The organism is Pedobacter cryoconitis (assembly GCF_014200605.1).
Lineage (GTDB): Bacteria > Bacteroidota > Bacteroidia > Sphingobacteriales > Sphingobacteriaceae > Pedobacter > Pedobacter cryoconitis_B.
This window is the reverse complement of the sequence record NZ_JACHCE010000007.1, coordinates 96984-112874: the sequence shown is the minus strand read 5'-3', so window position 1 is coordinate 112874 and position 15891 is coordinate 96984. Positions and strand designations below refer to the sequence as shown.

Below are 15891 nucleotides of genomic sequence, written 5' to 3'. Positions count from 1 at the left end.
GAAGCTATTTTTGCCCATATGAGCGATGAATTGTACATGAAACGCTGTCTGGAGCTGGCAGAAATGGGTAATGGTCAGGTCAGCCCAAACCCTTTGGTTGGCTGTGTAATTGTCAGCGGAGGAAAGATTATAGGTGAAGGTTTTCACCAGAAATATGGTCAGGCTCACGCAGAGGTGAATGCTATCCATTCTGTTATAGATAAATATGGAGAAAGTGCAGCTGAATTGTTAAAAGATGCGGTCGCCTATGTGAGTCTCGAGCCTTGTGCACATTTTGGAAAAACACCTCCCTGTGCTGATTTACTTATCCGCCATCAGGTTAAAAAAGTGGTGATTGGTAACCGCGATCCTTTCCCTGATGTGAATGGCAAAGGAATTGAGAAGTTAAAAAATGCGGGTATAGAAGTAGTTTCCGGTGTTTTAGAAAAAGAATGTTTCTTTGTGAACCGTCGGTTTTTTACCAGAATTGCGAAGCAGCGTCCTTATATCATCCTTAAATGGGCCAGAACAGCTAATGGCTTCTTTGCCCCTAAAAATTCTGTACAGGAATGGATAAGTGGCCCGCTGGCAAAAAAACTAGTCCATAAATGGAGAACAGAAGAAGATGCCATATTGGTAGGTAAACAAACCGCCATTGCAGATAACCCGGCCCTTAGCGCCAGAGACTGGGCTGGTAAAAATCCGATAAGAATAGCTATTGACCGCAAACTGGAAATTCCGGTAACCAGTCACCTATATAATATGGATGCTAAGACCATTATTTTTAACGAACAGAAAACGAACGTTGAAGGTAACATCCATTTTATAGAAATGGAAGACATGCAATACTACCTTCCACAAAAAATTGCTTATCAGTTATATCTCATGGATGTACAATCTATTATCATTGAAGGTGGTGCAAATATTCTTAATCAATTTATTTCATCAGGATTATGGGATGAAGCCAGAGTATTTAACTCAGCTGCAAGCTGGGATACTGGTATACACTCTCCACAGATCAATGGAAAAATCACATCAATGACACAAATAGATCAGGATCAATTAACTATATACGAAAATTACAATAACCAATGATATATATATTACTCAGCATCAGCTGCAGCGTAACGGTAGCAGTTCTTCTAAAACTAGCGAAACGTTACAAGATTCATATACTGCAGGCGGTGATGTGGAATTATATGACAGCTATTATATTAAGCTATATTTTCTTCAGACCAGATCTGAAAGAAATTATGGGCGTGCCTTCTACATTATCTATTGCTATTGGTGTATTGTTACCCATATTATTTCTAATTCTTGGAGCATCTGTTAGAAATATTGGAATAGTCAAATCAGATATTGCCCAACGTTTATCCTTATTTATTCCTATCCTCGCTTCCTTATATCTTTTTGGAGAAAACTTTAGCAGCCTGAAGATTGCAGGGTTAATAGTCGGATTAGTAGCTATAGTTTTAACGCTTTCCCGCAAATCAACAGTTAAGACAGATACCGGATCTTATATATACCCCATTTTAGTATTTATTGGTTTTGGGCTGATCGATGTCATGTTTAAAAAACTTGCGCTGGACAAATCTATTCCTTATACCAGTGCATTAATGGTGATCTTTTGTATTTCCTTTATAATTGCAGCGCTTATTCTGGGATACACCGTGCTGATCAGAAAGAAAAAAGTTGAATTGATCAATTTCTTTTGTGGTGTAGTGCTGGGTTGTTTCAATTTTGGTAATATCCTGTTTTATATGAAAGCACACAGGGCGATGGCCTCCAACCCTTCTACAGTATTTGCGGCAATGAATATGGGGGTAATTATTTTGGGAAGCATCATTGGGATCATCCTGTTTAAAGAAAAAGTAAGTAAATTGAATTATATAGGTATTGCAATGGCATTGATAGCCATTATCCTGATTACATTATCACAAAAATATGCTGTTTGATGACACCTACAAAACGATAGATCATCCTGCGGAAGGTACCTTTAAAGACAAAGGGAGTAAATTTATAGCTTTTGCCTATCCATTACTTTCAGAAAGTGATGTCAAAGCCCATCTGGTAAAGCTTAGGGCTGAACATACAAAAGCTAACCATTTTTGTTATGCTTACCGTTTAACACCAGACAAAAGTGTTTACCGTGTAAATGACGATGGAGAACCATCCGGAACGGCAGGCAGACCTATATTAAATGCATTATTATCAGCAGGTCTGACTAATATACTCATTGTAGTCGTTCGCTATTTTGGGGGAACATTACTGGGTGTCCCTGGTTTAATTAACGCTTACAAGTCAGCTGCTGCTGAAGCAATTACATTAGCAGAAATAGTCGGTAAAACAGTGAACGACATTTATGAAATCAAATTTGATTATCTGGTCATGAACGATGTAATGCGTCTGATTAAAGAAGAGCAGCTTACGGTTCTTGATCAGCAGTTTGACAACGAATGTAAAATCAGATTTGAAGTGAGAAAAGCTCAGTTGAACAGAGTTTTACAAAGAATTGAAAAACAGTCAGGGGTTGAAATAAAATACCTTGGCACAGTTTAAAACCTTAATTTAGAATATTATTAATCCAATTACCATGCAAAAATTATCAGAAGCAGACTTGGTCATCAATCCAGATGGAAGTATTTACCATTTAAATTTACTTCCTGAAGATGTCGCAGACACAGTAATTACTGTAGGCGATCCTGACAGGATTTCAGAAATAACTAAACACTTTGATCGCATCGAGCTTAAAAAAGGAAAAAGAGAATTTTTAACTCATACTGGGTATATAGGTACAAAACGTATTACTGTAATTTCCACAGGTATTGGCACAGACAATATAGATATCGTATTTAACGAACTGGATGCGCTTGTCAATGTAGATTTTAAGACCCGTGAAGTAAAAGAACAACTGACATCATTAGATATTATCAGAGTGGGCACTTCAGGTGCTGTACAACCTGATTTACCGATGGGAACAATCCTTGCCTCTACTTTCGGTCTGGGACTTGATGCTTTAATGCATTATTATGTGCATGAGGTACCAAATACAGAAAAGGGGCTTTTCGATCATATCAAGACCCATTTTCAGGATCTCCATGCTGTTAATCCTTATCTGACTTCAGCAGATCCGATATTATTGAATACGATAGGCAAAGGAATGGAACAGGGAATTACTGTAACCGCTCCGGGATTTTATGCACCACAAGGCCGTCAGGTAAGAGCTAAAAATGCAGTGCCAGATTTTATTCAGAAACTGAATACCTTCAGCTATGAAAATTATAGAATTACAAACCTTGAAATGGAAACTGCCGGAATTTATGCCTTAGCTAAAGTTCTTGGACACAAAGCTCTTTCAGTAAATGCTATCTTAGCAAGCAGAGTAAACTATCAGTTTAGTAAAGATCCAAATGCAGTTGTAGATAAAGCTATTAAGCTTGTTTTAGAAAGAATTACAACAACTAATTCATAGTGGATAGATGACTAAAAAAAAGCATTTCTTCCTTATTCTCCTGTTAGGTTCGCTTACTGCATTGGGTCCATTTTCTATCGACATGTATTTGCCGGGTTTTCCTGCAATTGCTAAAGATTTAAACACCTCAATAGCGAGTGTATCGCTTTCTTTGTCTGGTTTCTTTATAGGTATTTCTTTAGGACAACTACTATACGGCCCATTATTAGACCGTTTTGGAAGAAAAAAGCCACTATATATTGGCTTGGTTATTTATATTCTTGCCTCTTTAGGCTGTGCCTATGCAAAAAGCATCGATGCATTGATTGTACTCAGGTGTATACAGGCATTGGGTAGCTGCGCAGCAGCAGTGGCTTCTATTGCTATGGTAAGGGATTTATTTCCAGTAAATGAAAATGCCAAAGTATTTGCGTTATTATGGCTTGTAGTAGGTGTCTCCCCAATGATTGCGCCAACCATTGGCGGATATGTTACTTCAACCTATGGATGGCATGCTGTATTTTTAGTCTTAATGCTCCTTGGTTTATTAAATTTACTGGCAAGTATTTTTGCATTACCTGGCTCCTATAAACCTGACACGACAATTTCTTTAAAGCCGAAACCTATTATTATGGGCTTTATCACAGTTTTAAGGGAACCTCAGTTTTATACCTATGCTTTTACCGGTGCAGTAGCATTCGGGGGCCTCTTTGCTTATATCTCAGGATCTCCTTTATTGTTTATGAAGATATTTGCAGTAAGCGAAAAAACATACGGATGGATATTCGCATTCTTGTCCATAGGTTTAATTGGTGCCAGTCAGGTGAATACACTCATGCTTAGAAAGTATAGCAGTGAGCAACTGATCTTTGGTGCTTTGATTTGCCAGGCAATTACCGGTGTCGTATTTTTAATAGGAAGTATGAACGGCTGGTTTGGCATTGTTGAAACTATTATATTATTATTTATCTTCCTGAGCTGCCTTGGTTTTGCAAGTCCAAATGCATCCGCATTGACATTGGCACCCTTTACTAAAAATGCGGGCAGCGCATCTGCATTAATGGGTGCTATACAAATGGGCCTGGGCACACTCGCCTCTGTAGTTGTAAGTCTATTTGATACACATACTTCAACACCAATGGTTTCCATTATGGCAGCAACTTCAATCCTTGCCTTAGCCATCCTTTATTTTGGAAGAAAGAATATCAAACACAAAGTAGAATTGGATAAAGATAATCCAGGAATATCTCTTCACTAACTATTTGGGGGTAATTCCAGGAAGAGGAATGCCCCCATCTTTATATGCACGGAGTAATCTTTCCTGAAAGATCAGCTTTGCATCGTTAAAACCATGAGAGTTTAACCAGACACTGATCATCACCTTATAACCACTTTCTTCCAGTACGGAAATACCTATCCGATATTCTTTGTCTTTTAAGATATTTAATGAGTTATTTATGGTCTCATTTGTGAGTTTCAATAATTGATCGTAATCTATGCCATAACTGAATTTCAATTCAATATCCAATCTGCGGCTCCCCTTTTTGCTGATATTAATGATAACTTCATTGGATAGTTTCCCATTAGGTACCACCACGGTTCTATTATCAAAAGTTGTTACTGTAGTATAAAAGATCTCAATATCTGTTACTGTTCCCTCTTGTCCCTGGGCAATAATATTGTCACCAACCCTGAATGGCTTAAGCATCAGAATAAGTACTCCACTTGCAAAATTCTGTAAAGTACCTGACAAGGCTAATCCAGCTGCTACCCCCAAAGCTCCAATTAATGCTGCAAATACAGTCATTTGTATACCGATAAACTGCATCACAGTGAATACAAGCAAAATACGGAGTACAGCTACAGAAAGACTTATAAAAAATGGCTTTACCGAAGGATCAACATCCTTCTTGTAAAGTCTGTTTTTAATCCACCTGGAGAAGACTTTAATTAACCATAACCCAATTGCTAAAGCCAATATTCCAATCAGAATATTGGGTCCCTTTTCAATAATCCAGGTAAAGGCTTTATCGTAAAACTGAGCTGTATGGTCTTGATTAACTGGCTTCATAATTTAATTCTAATTGAAAAAACAATCATTAACTGAATAAATAATAACGTCGTCTCTATGAAAAAGTTTAAAATTTTCCAGAATTGTAAAAAACATAATTTTCAGTAATTGCAAAACAAAAAGGTGGCACAGATGTTAAATTCATAGAAATAAAGAGAAAAATATGTTAAACAAAATCACTCATAATCTAACTATACTGGCTGCTAAGAAGATTTTACATACCAATAATGCCGAAAATCTAAGTACTGCAAAACGACTGGTATCTATCATAGCAGGGGCTTATATTTTTCAGAGAGGCATCAAATGTTTATATAAACACCCGATAATTGGCATACAAGAAGCATTTTTAGGTGGCTTTTTAATGTATGATGCAGTAAAAAGTATTAAGGACACTTATCCAATGAAACCAACAGACCCTGCTGAAATAAGAAGAAATCAGATTCAGGGTAATGACCCTAATTCACCTGTTCCAGCTTTTGTCTAGTGGATATAATACCAGGTTATTATTTGTCCATAAAATAAGCAGGTAGATCAGGAAAAAACTAATTTACCTGCTTTTAAATCCCATTTTCATTTCCCCTAGCCTCTCATAAAATACAGCCAGACCTCCCATTTCCAGGTGTAATACTTTACAGTGTTTATAAACATATATTTCCCGCTCACAGAGATATAATCTGTCTCCCAGAGATTTCAGTATATCGATTATCCGGATTTGTAAATGATAAACCTGGCAAAGATGAAAATTAAGATATAGATTAGAATAACTGCCAAAAATCAGGATATCCCTGCATGCTGAAAACCTGATCCGCTGCATTTCAGTCTTTATATAGCTTTCATTATCGAGTTCTTTCAATGGTCTTTCGATATTTTCTATTTTACTAACCAGTTTAGTTAATAATTCAATTTCATTATAGCTTTCCGCTAGATATAAATAAGGCATAAGGTCTGTTGTTTGTTTATATATTTTAGTTCATTTATCATCCCTTCTATCAGATGGATTCTTTAAATTTCTTTTCGCTACGCAACTTTAGCCGTAGTTTTTTTATCCCTCCATCTTTTAACTGCCTGATGCGCTCTCTGCTTAGTTTAAATAATAAAGCAATATCATCTAATGACAAGGGCTGCATTCCCTTCAGTCCGAAAAATAAGCTCAATACCTTCTCCTCTCTTTTAGACAATATTTTCAATAACTGACAAGCCTCTATCCTATCAGAATCCTGTATCAGTAAATGATCTGCTGAATACTCCCGGGCTGGTGTCACCTCCATTAGTGTACTCCCAAAATCAGGTTTGATGACCTCATCAAGAGACATACATTTACGTACTTTCTCGAGATAAATTGTCACTTTTTGTGGCTCAACATCCATTTCCCCTGCAATCTCATCCATAGTTGGCCTGCGTTCCAGTCTTTGTTCCAGAGAAGATATAGTTATATTTATTTTAGATATTGAATTAATCAGATTAAGAGGCAAACGAATGACACGTGTTTGCTGGGAAATAGCCAGCATAATAGCCTGCCTGATCCACCATACTGCAAAAGATATAAATCTGAATCCTTTTGTATCATCAAAGCGGGAAGCCGCCTTAATCAATCCCAAATTACCCTCATTGATCAGATCTCCCAGACTGAGCCCTCTGTGCTGATATTTTTTTGCAACAGAAATTACAAATCTCAGATTTGTTCTTACCAAACGATCCAGAGCGAGCTGGTCTCCACTTCTGATTTTTGTTGTTAACAGGATTTCTTCTTCCATAGTAAGCAGTGGTATTTTGCCTACTTCGTTGAGATATATATTAAGGGATTCAATGTCTCTGACTGTAATACTGCAATCAATTTTCAATTCTCTCATATGTTTAGGTTATTAAACAAATCTGACAATTAAAATCTACTAAAGAAAGTAAACGATGTTTATCCGACAAATTAACGGCTTTGGTAGTATATAGACGAATATAATTCAGTTTCTGTTCATTTACGAGCCATAAACTGAACAATAATAAGTTTATTTATAATTAAAATTGTTAATTAAATAATTAACAATACGCTATATTCACTAATTATAAAAACAATAATTATGAAAGAGAAGCTTGACAGATTAGACATTTCTATTCTTAAACTTTTACAGGAGGACAATTCGCGTCCGCACAAACAAATAGCCGGAGTTTTAAATCTATCTTCTACTACTATTTGTGAACGCATCAAGAAGCTAAAAACAGAAGGCTACATCATCACATCAGTAGCGATATTAAACAGAAGAAAGTTAAAACAAGAAGTCCTGGCTTTTATTCATCTTAGACTTAGCCATTATTCTGATGAAATCATCGACGCTTTTAAATATGATATCTCCAGGATAAAAGAAGTTTGTGAATGTTGCACAATCACCGGACAATATAACATTAAACTCAAAATTATTACCACGGATAATACATCTTTTTCAGGAATACAAAGAAATATAGCCAATATCAAAAATGTACAGGCGCTGGAGAGCTATGTTGTATTGGACAATATAATCAACGATACCGGATTCAGCTTTTAAAAACATGCTTAACAATTAACAGATTTACTCAGAGAAACGACATCTGAAAAAAGAACATCAGTGTCTTTTCTTTGGGTATGAATCATTGTATTTAAAGAAATACATTGTTTTCTTTAAAATCTAACCCATTAAGGCCCAAAAAAAATTAGATTTGCATCTTAATTCCAGTTAATGTTAAATAAGGCCTTTTCCTATATCGGGATATTCTTCATCTATGCCATTTCTTTGCTTCCATTATCAGTACTTTATATATTTTCTAATATAGTCTATGTAATATTATATTATCTTATTAAATACCGTAGAAATGTGGTCAGAACTAATCTGACAAAGGCCTTTCCCGAAAAAGAGGAAAAGGAAATCGGAAAGATTGAAAAAAAATACTACAAATACCTTTCAGGATTGATATTCGAAATCATTAAAATGTCAACCATTTCAGAGCAGGATATGCGTAAACGCTTCACATTTAAAAATGCAGATATAATCAATTCATATTTTGAACGTGGAGAAAGCATTCTGGCCTGTTCTGGTCACTATGGAAATTGGGAATGGACATCAGTATATATAGGCCTGGCATTGAACTGTGATTGCTATGCTATCTATAAACCGTTGTCAAACAAAGAATTTGGAAATTGGTTCTACCGTATCAGAACAAGGTTTGTGAATAAAATGATCCCCATGAGACAAACTTTAAGAGCAATTACAGAGAGTAAAGGAACACCAACCGTCTTTTTATTTGGTAACGATCAGGCTCCGCCAAAAAATGAATCTCATTTCTGGACTACGTTCCTAAATCAGCATACTTCAATTCAACAAGGAATAGAGAAGATTGCAATAAAAACCAACAGACCAATCTTTTATGCAAAAATTAATTGCCCAAAAAGAGGGTATTACACAGTAGAATTTATTCCTGTTTGTCTTAATCCTGCCGAAACTCCTATTAATGAAATAACCCAGAAGCACACCCGTTTATTAGAAGAACTAATAGAAGAAGAGCCTGCTTACTGGTTATGGAGTCATAGACGATGGAAACATCAGCCTACTCAGTAATCTGAAGATTAAGTGCGTGTGTAGTTTGTGCACGGATATTTTTGCAAAGCTGGGCATCATCACTTAAAGTATGACCGTAAGAAGGAATCATTTGCTTCAGCTTAGTTTTCCATTCTTCACTTTCCATTTTGTCTTTAAAACAACGTTTCATCAAACTAATCATAATAGATACTGCAGTTGAGGCACCAGGCGAAGCGCCTAATAAAGCTGCAATAGAACCGTCTGCGGCAGCAACGACTTCTGTACCGAATTCCAGTATTCCGCCATGCTTTTCGTCTTTTTTGATAACCTGAACACGCTGACCAGCAGTTTCAAGTTCCCAATCTTTCATTTCAGCCGAAGGAAGATATTCTCTGAGAGCTTCCATACGATCTTCTGGTGATTGTCTCACCTGGTCAATTAAATACTTGGTCAAAGGAATATTATCCAGACCAGCAGCAATCATCGGTCGGATATTATTTGCTTTAATAGACAAAGGAAGATCAAGTAATGAACCATTTTTCAGAAAACGGGTAGAAAATCCAGCATAAGGTCCGAAAAGCAATGCTTTTTTACCGTCTATCATTCTGGTATCCAAGTGAGGAACTGACATTGGAGGTGCCCCTACCGATGCTTTACCATATACTTTAGCATGATGATGCTCAATTACATCGGGATTAACACATTTTAACCATTGTCCGCTAACCGGGAAACCACCAAAACCTTTACCTTCAGGAATATCAGATTTCTCTAATAAAGGAAGAGAACCACCCCCGGCACCAATAAAAACAAATTTAGCTTTTACTGTTTTTCTCTTGCCAGTTTCTTCATCTTTCACCTTCACTTCCCACAAACCATCTTTTTGTTTCAGTTTACGTACTTCCTGATTGAAGTCCATTGCTACATTAGGTTTACTTTGCAGGGTATTCAGCATCATTCTGGTTAATGCTCCAAAATTCACATCAGTACCCAACATCATTCTTGTTGCAGCAACCTTGTCCTCAGCACTTCTTCCCTGCATCACTAGTGGCATCCATTCTGCCAATTGCTTAGGATCCTCAGAATACGTCATTTCTTTAAACAGTTCACATTGCTGTAAATTATTAAAACGTGTTTTCAAAAAATCAACATTATCACCTCCCCATACAAAACTCATATGTGGAATGCTCTTAATGAATGTTTCAGGCGAATCAACTAATTTATTCTGCACCAGAAATGACCAGAATTGCTTTGATACTTCAAAAGACTCGGCAATAGCAACAGCCTTTGAAGTTTCTACTGTACCATCTTCCAATTGAGGTGTATAATTCAACTCGCAAAAAGCCGAATGTCCGGTTCCGGCATTATTCCATGCGTCTGAACTTTCTGCGGCTGCTACATCAAGCCGTTCATAAATCTGTATCGTTAAATCCGGGGAGAGTTCTTTAAGTAATACACCAAGTGTTGCGCTCATAATACCTGCGCCAATTAATACAACATCAACTGCTTTATCTGAATTAGGACTTTTACTGGTCATGAAAGGATAGATAATTTATTCTCTTTATATCGGACACAAAAATAATATAATGACCGGGAAATGAGTCCTAAATTTCAATTTAATAACTGTTATTTTTACTAATAACTGATAAAACCTGAAATACAATGATAAAAATTCTTTATTTACTTTAGAATTGTCAGAATCAGGTCTTTTTTTACAAAAAAATCAAGCCATTAATCAACGAATCTGTCCGTTACCCCTTACTACCCATTTATAACTTGTTAATTCTTTCAGTCCCATTGGTCCTCTTGCATGAAGTTTTTGTGTACTGATACCAATCTCAGCACCAAGCCCAAATTGTCCTCCGTCTGTAAATGCAGTTGAAGCATTAGCATAAACCGCAGCAGCATCTACTACATTCAGAAAAGTAAGTAATTGATTTTCATCTTCAGCAATGATAGCTTCACTATGTTTGGAGCTATAAGTAGCAATATGTGACAAAGCCTCTTCAAGATCTTCAACCGTTTTAATAGCCATCTTATAGTCAAGGAATTCTGTTCCGAAATCTTCAGGACTGGAATGATGCAGTAAATCATCTGGATACCTTCCTTTTACAGCATTGAAAGCATCAGGGTCAGCAAAAACATGAACAGATTTAACAGCAAGAGGTTCAATAAGCAAGTAAAGATCATTCAATCTCTCCGTATGAATCAATAAACAATCCAATGCATTACAAACACTTACTCTTCTGGTTTTCGCATTAAAAATGATTTCTTTTCCTTTTTCCCGATCACCAGACAGGTCAAAATAAGTATGGACTATTCCCGCTCCCGTTTCAATTACAGGAACATTGCTATGCTGACGTACATAATTAATTAACGACTGACTCCCTCTTGGAATCAGTACATCCACAAAACCTGTTGCATCTAAAAGCGCAGCAGTAGCTTCCCGCTCAGAGGGTAAAAGCACAGCCACATGAATATCCACTCCGTGTTTAAGTAATACCTGATGAATAATTTTAATCAAAGCCTGATTAGAAAATTCAGCATCACTGCCACCTTTTAATACAGCAGCATTACCCGTTTTAAAACATAATGAAAAAACATCTATGGTTACATTTGGTCTTGCCTCGTAAATCACCCCAATAACCCCCAGGGGAACTCTGATTTTAGACAGTTGCAAACCATTGGGTAGTTTACTGGCTTCCATAACTTCCGCCAGCGGACTTTCCAGTTTCGCAACATTCAATACTTCCTGTGCGATATCATTCAATCTTTCCCTGGTAAGCTTCAAACGGTCATATTTCGGATCTTCAGCAGACATCCGCTTCAAATCCAAATCATTAGCGAATAATATATCGTCTGCAAACAATCTGACATGAGCTGCCAGATCTATTAAAACCTCATTTACAATTAATTGATCTAATCGACATAAAGTTCTGCTTGCTTTTAATGCATTTTCAAAATATTGCTGATATCCCATTGTTTTCTCCTTTAAACCATTAAAACCAAAGCAAGCATTCAGCCTGTTTAGCTAACTGCATAAAAATAATTATAATGAACTAAAGATTTATGTCCCTTTTGTCCTATTCTCTCTTTCGCTTTATCAGATCCGTAATCTGCTATTCCCAAACCAATCAGTTTTCCATTTTCATCCAGCAATCTGATAATATCACCTTTTTGAAATGAAGACAGCACTTCTGTTATTCCTACAGGTAATAGACTGCGAGCCTGACCAGAAATTAAAGCATCCGCCGCACCCCTGTTAAGCTGAACACTTCCTGTGGCTGAATGTTCAGAATGCGCAATCCACTTTTTCTTTCCCGATGTATTCTTTTCAGGTACGAAATAAGTATGTTCAACCTTTTGGGCTATCAAATCAGTTAGAATATCCTGACGTGTTCCATTAGCAATATGTACAGGAATACCTAATTTGGCAACTTTCTGTGCCATTCCCAATTTAGTGACCATCCCGCCTCTGCCTAAACCAGATTTAGCAGTATTAATGAAAGAGTCTATCCGGTCATCCTTTTTAATCTGCTGTATAATAATAGAATCCGGAGATTTAGGGTCACCGTTATAAATACCGTTTACATTAGAAAGAATAATCAGTGCATCAGCTTCAAGCATAGAAGCTACCAAACCAGCTAATTCATCATTATCAGTAAACATAAGTTCGGTAACAGAAACGACATCATTTTCATTGATAATAGGAATAACCTTATGTTTTAACAAAATTGACAGACAGTTTTTAATATTTAAATAGTGCTTACGGTCACGAAAGTCTTCCTTAGTTACCAATACCTGCGAACAAAGCATTTGCTGCTTTTCAAACAATGCCAAATAAGTATTAATTAATTTTATTTGTCCGATAGAGGCCAGAAGCTGCCTGGCAGCTACAGCATCCTGCTTTTCAGACAACGTGATCATACTTCTGCCGGCAGCAACAGCACCAGAAGAAACAAGAACTACCGTAATACCAGCGTTTTTAAGTTTTACAATTTGAGAAACAAGATGTTCAATTCGTACCTGGTCTGGCAAACCATCCGGCCTTGTAAGCACATTTGAACCAATTTTAACAACAATTCTTTTATAGGCGACAGCCATAGCTATTTAAGGATAAAGTGTTTAAGAAAAAAAAGATTGCATAGCCGCTTTTGATATTTCAGCAGCTACTCAGATTATAAGGCTTTACAATTCAACTAAAGCATTGCAATTAAGCCTGTCCAGCCAGTCTGATGACTAGCCCCCAGACCTTTGCCATTATCTCCATTGAAATATTCATGGAATAATATATAATCTTTAAAATGTGGATCATGGTTAAACTTAGGGTTCCCACCCGATACGGGTCGTTCACCTGCTTCATTTTTCATAAATATACATTTCAATCTCTTGCTTAATAATTCAGCAATTTCCTGAAGACTTAAAAACTGCCCGGAGCCTGTAGGGCATTCGACCTTAAAATCATCCGTATAATATTCCTGGAAATTTTTAAGTGATTCAATAATCAGATAATTAACAGGCATCCACATTGGGCCACGCCAGTTACTATTTCCGCCAAACATACCCGAGTCACTCTCTGCGGGAAGATATTTGACAGTATAATCCATACCATCCAGCTGATAATTAAAAGGATAAGCACAATATGCTTTAGAAACAGATCGAATACCGTAATCTGATAGAAACTCATTCGGGTCAAGCATACGTTTCAGTAAAAGTTTCATCCGGTGTCCGCGTAACAAAGAAAGTAAGTGCTGATCGCTGCCTTTGGTATCCGTCCAGTGACTAACCAATTGTACCAGATCAGGCCTTTGCTGCATAAACCACTCTAAACGCTCTTTTAATTTTGGTAGTTTACCCCATTTACCTTCGTCAAATACGACCTGGGCAAACATTGGAATAAGCCCGACAAGACTTCTTAAACGAAGGCGGTCAGCCGATCCGTCAGGCCTTCTCAGCATATCATAATAAAAACCATCCTCTTCATCCCATAAACCACATGAATCCTCTCCCATACTGGAAATTGAGCCTGCTATATATAAAAAGTGTTCAGAGAATTTGATAGCCATACTTTCAAATACATCAAAATGCAGAGAAAGTTCCATGCTAATCTGCATCATATTCAATGCATACATAGCCATCCAGCTCGTGCCATCTGCCTGTTCCAGAAAACCACCACCGGGAACTGGCTGACTGCGATTAAAGACACCAATATTATCAAGGCCAAGAAAACCACCTTCAAAAATATTGTTCCCTTCACTATCTTTCTGATTTACCCACCAGGTGAAGTTGAGTAAAAGCTTATTAAAGATTTCTACCAGGAAATTAATATCTCCCTTTCCTTTTACAGCTTTATCTGCGAGATATACATGCCATGTAGCCATTGCATGTACAGGAGGATTTACATCTCCAAAATCCCATTCATAAGCAGGCAACTGTCCGCTGGGGTGCATATAATTAGCACTGACCATTAAACGCAGCTGATCTTTCGCAAAATCAGGATCCAAGGGTGCAAAGCTGATACAATGAAAAGCCAGGTCCCAGGCTGCAAACCATGGATATTCCCATTTATCAGGCATGGAGAGAATATCATTGGCCACAAAATGTTTCCAATGAGAGTTCCTGCCGGTTTTTCTCTGCTTTGGAGGATCAGGTTGCCCGGTATCTCCTATTAGCCATCTATTGACATCATAACTGTAAAACTGTTTATTCCAGAACATTCCGGCCCATGCCTGACGCTGCATATTCTTTTCATCGGCATTATCAGTGTTAAGCTGTTTTTCCGCATAAAAAATTTCTGTTTCCTGTATACGTAAAGCGAAAATATCATCAAAATCACTAAAAGGCTTAGCTAATTTAGTTTTACTCAGCCTGATTCTGATTTCGCGGCTTCCTCCAGCAGGAATATCCAGATGATACCATATACCTGCTTTGGTACCCATATTATCAGAATTAACAGCATCCTGATTTCCATGTACTATATAATCATTTATTCCGTCCTTTACGTAACGGCTGACATTAGCAGACTGATATAAGCGTTCATTATTAGTTTCGTTATCAGTGAATAGGAACTTAGCATCACCATCTGCATAACAATGATAATCGCCCATCAGCGCTGATCTTAAAAGCAGTGTCTGATTACCCTGGTTCAGAATTTCAGGTTTTACTCCGTGTTGCCCGTCAAACCAGGTATTACGATACCAAAGCTGAGGAATCACATGGAGCATTACAGCAGCTGTACTCCTGTTAAATACCGTATATTTAATTAAAAGATCCTCTTCATTATTTTTAGCATACTCAATAAAAACATCTCCATATTCATCTTTATCAAACAATCCTGTATCAATTAGCTCAAATTCTGGTTGTGTTTTATCACGTTTTGCATTTTCGCTGATCAATAATTCATAAGGGAAAGCTTGAAAAGGATATTTATACAGCATTTTCATATAGCTGTGTGTAGGGCTGCTATCTAAATGATAATACAATTCTTTCACATCTTCTCCGTGATTTCCCTGCCCATTGGTTAAACCAAATAAGCGTTCTTTAAGAATTGCATCTTTACCATTCCACAACGCCAGCCCTGTACATAAATTTTGCTGATCGTCGCTAAAGCCGCCAATCCCCTCTTCTCCCCAGCGATAGGCCTTACTTCTAGCCATATCATGGGTCGTATAGTCCCATACCTCTCCATTATAGCTATAATCTTCCCTTACAGTTCCCCATTGCCGGTCAGAAACATAAGGCCCCCACTTCAGCCAGTTCGTTTCCTTATGGTAATGATTGGTGAGGCGCTGCTGTTCCGGATTAAGCTGATCTTTGGAGTTCATATTTCAATAATAACGATTGTTAAGCGA

General features: G+C 37.2%; 15 protein-coding genes. 8 read left to right on the top strand and 7 right to left on the bottom strand.

Features of this window, described 5'->3' with window-relative positions:
- The first annotated feature begins 18 nt into the window (after positions 1–18).
- Genes ribD through HDE68_RS19495 form a run of 5 tightly spaced genes read left to right on the top strand, consistent with a single transcriptional unit; the run spans position 19 to position 4688 of the window.
- A complete protein-coding gene (gene ribD / locus HDE68_RS19515) occupies positions 19–1074 on the top strand; it encodes a bifunctional diaminohydroxyphosphoribosylaminopyrimidine deaminase/5-amino-6-(5-phosphoribosylamino)uracil reductase RibD (RefSeq protein WP_183883914.1) in 1056 nt (351 codons plus the stop codon).
- Positions 1071–1934, top strand: coding sequence for an EamA/RhaT family transporter (locus HDE68_RS19510; protein WP_183883913.1), 864 nt, complete (start codon positions 1071–1073; stop codon positions 1932–1934). The genes ribD and HDE68_RS19510 overlap by 4 nt, the downstream gene beginning before the upstream one ends.
- Positions 1924–2538, top strand: a complete 615-nt coding sequence (locus HDE68_RS19505) for an IMPACT family protein (RefSeq protein WP_183883912.1) — start codon at positions 1924–1926, stop codon at positions 2536–2538. The genes HDE68_RS19510 and HDE68_RS19505 overlap by 11 nt, the downstream gene beginning before the upstream one ends.
- A 34-nt stretch (positions 2539–2572) precedes the next feature.
- Positions 2573–3451 carry a nucleoside phosphorylase gene (locus HDE68_RS19500; RefSeq protein ID WP_183883911.1) on the top strand — a complete coding sequence of 293 codons (879 nt, stop codon included), beginning with the start codon at positions 2573–2575 and terminating at the stop codon, positions 3449–3451.
- Positions 3452–3458: 7 nt separating this feature from the next.
- Entirely contained in the window at positions 3459–4688 is a 1230-nt protein-coding gene (locus HDE68_RS19495; RefSeq protein WP_183883910.1) for a multidrug effflux MFS transporter, read from the top strand.
- Here the strand turns inward: HDE68_RS19495 and HDE68_RS19490 are convergent, their stop codons facing one another.
- On the bottom strand, positions 4689–5501 hold the full coding sequence (locus tag HDE68_RS19490; RefSeq protein ID WP_183883909.1) for a mechanosensitive ion channel family protein: 813 nt from the start codon (positions 5499–5501) through the stop codon (positions 4689–4691).
- Between the two features lie 163 nt (positions 5502–5664).
- Between HDE68_RS19490 and HDE68_RS19485 the strand changes: the two genes are divergently transcribed.
- Positions 5665–5985: a hypothetical protein gene (locus tag HDE68_RS19485; protein ID WP_183883908.1), complete on the top strand. Its 321-nt coding sequence runs from the start codon at positions 5665–5667 to the stop codon at positions 5983–5985.
- 63 nt (positions 5986–6048) lie between these two features.
- On the opposite strand, the gene HDE68_RS19480 is transcribed toward HDE68_RS19485, so the two are convergent.
- Positions 6049–6441, bottom strand: a complete 393-nt coding sequence (locus HDE68_RS19480; protein WP_183883907.1) for a hypothetical protein — start codon at positions 6439–6441, stop codon at positions 6049–6051.
- 49 nt (positions 6442–6490) lie between these two features.
- Positions 6491–7351 (bottom strand): RNA polymerase sigma factor RpoD/SigA, encoded by an 861-nt coding sequence (locus HDE68_RS19475; protein ID WP_183883906.1) that lies wholly within the window; start codon positions 7349–7351, stop codon positions 6491–6493.
- Positions 7352–7573: 222 nt separating this feature from the next.
- Here HDE68_RS19475 and HDE68_RS19470 point away from each other — a divergent pair, with 222 nt between their 5' ends.
- Together HDE68_RS19470 and HDE68_RS19465 are read left to right on the top strand one after the other, a co-directional pair.
- Positions 7574–8035 (top strand): Lrp/AsnC family transcriptional regulator, encoded by a 462-nt coding sequence (locus HDE68_RS19470; protein ID WP_183883905.1) that lies wholly within the window; start codon positions 7574–7576, stop codon positions 8033–8035.
- 171 nt (positions 8036–8206) lie between these two features.
- Positions 8207–9082: a lysophospholipid acyltransferase family protein gene (locus HDE68_RS19465; RefSeq protein ID WP_183883904.1), complete on the top strand. Its 876-nt coding sequence runs from the start codon at positions 8207–8209 to the stop codon at positions 9080–9082.
- Here HDE68_RS19465 and HDE68_RS19460 read toward each other — a convergent pair.
- The 4 genes from HDE68_RS19460 to HDE68_RS19445 form a co-directional block, all read right to left on the bottom strand.
- Complete coding sequence (locus HDE68_RS19460; protein WP_183883903.1) at positions 9072–10577, bottom strand: malate:quinone oxidoreductase; 1506 nt, start codon at positions 10575–10577, stop codon at positions 9072–9074. The genes HDE68_RS19465 and HDE68_RS19460 overlap by 11 nt on opposite strands.
- Positions 10578–10775: 198 nt before the next feature.
- Entirely contained in the window at positions 10776–12020 is a 1245-nt protein-coding gene (locus HDE68_RS19455) for a glutamate-5-semialdehyde dehydrogenase (protein WP_183883902.1), read from the bottom strand.
- A 47-nt stretch (positions 12021–12067) separates the two neighbouring features.
- Positions 12068–13144 carry a glutamate 5-kinase gene (proB, locus tag HDE68_RS19450; protein ID WP_183883901.1) on the bottom strand — a complete coding sequence of 359 codons (1077 nt, stop codon included), beginning with the start codon at positions 13142–13144 and terminating at the stop codon, positions 12068–12070.
- A gap of 95 nt (positions 13145–13239) precedes the next feature.
- Entirely contained in the window at positions 13240–15864 is a 2625-nt protein-coding gene (locus tag HDE68_RS19445) for an MGH1-like glycoside hydrolase domain-containing protein (RefSeq protein WP_183883900.1), read from the bottom strand.
- Positions 15865–15891: the final 27 nt, after the last annotated feature.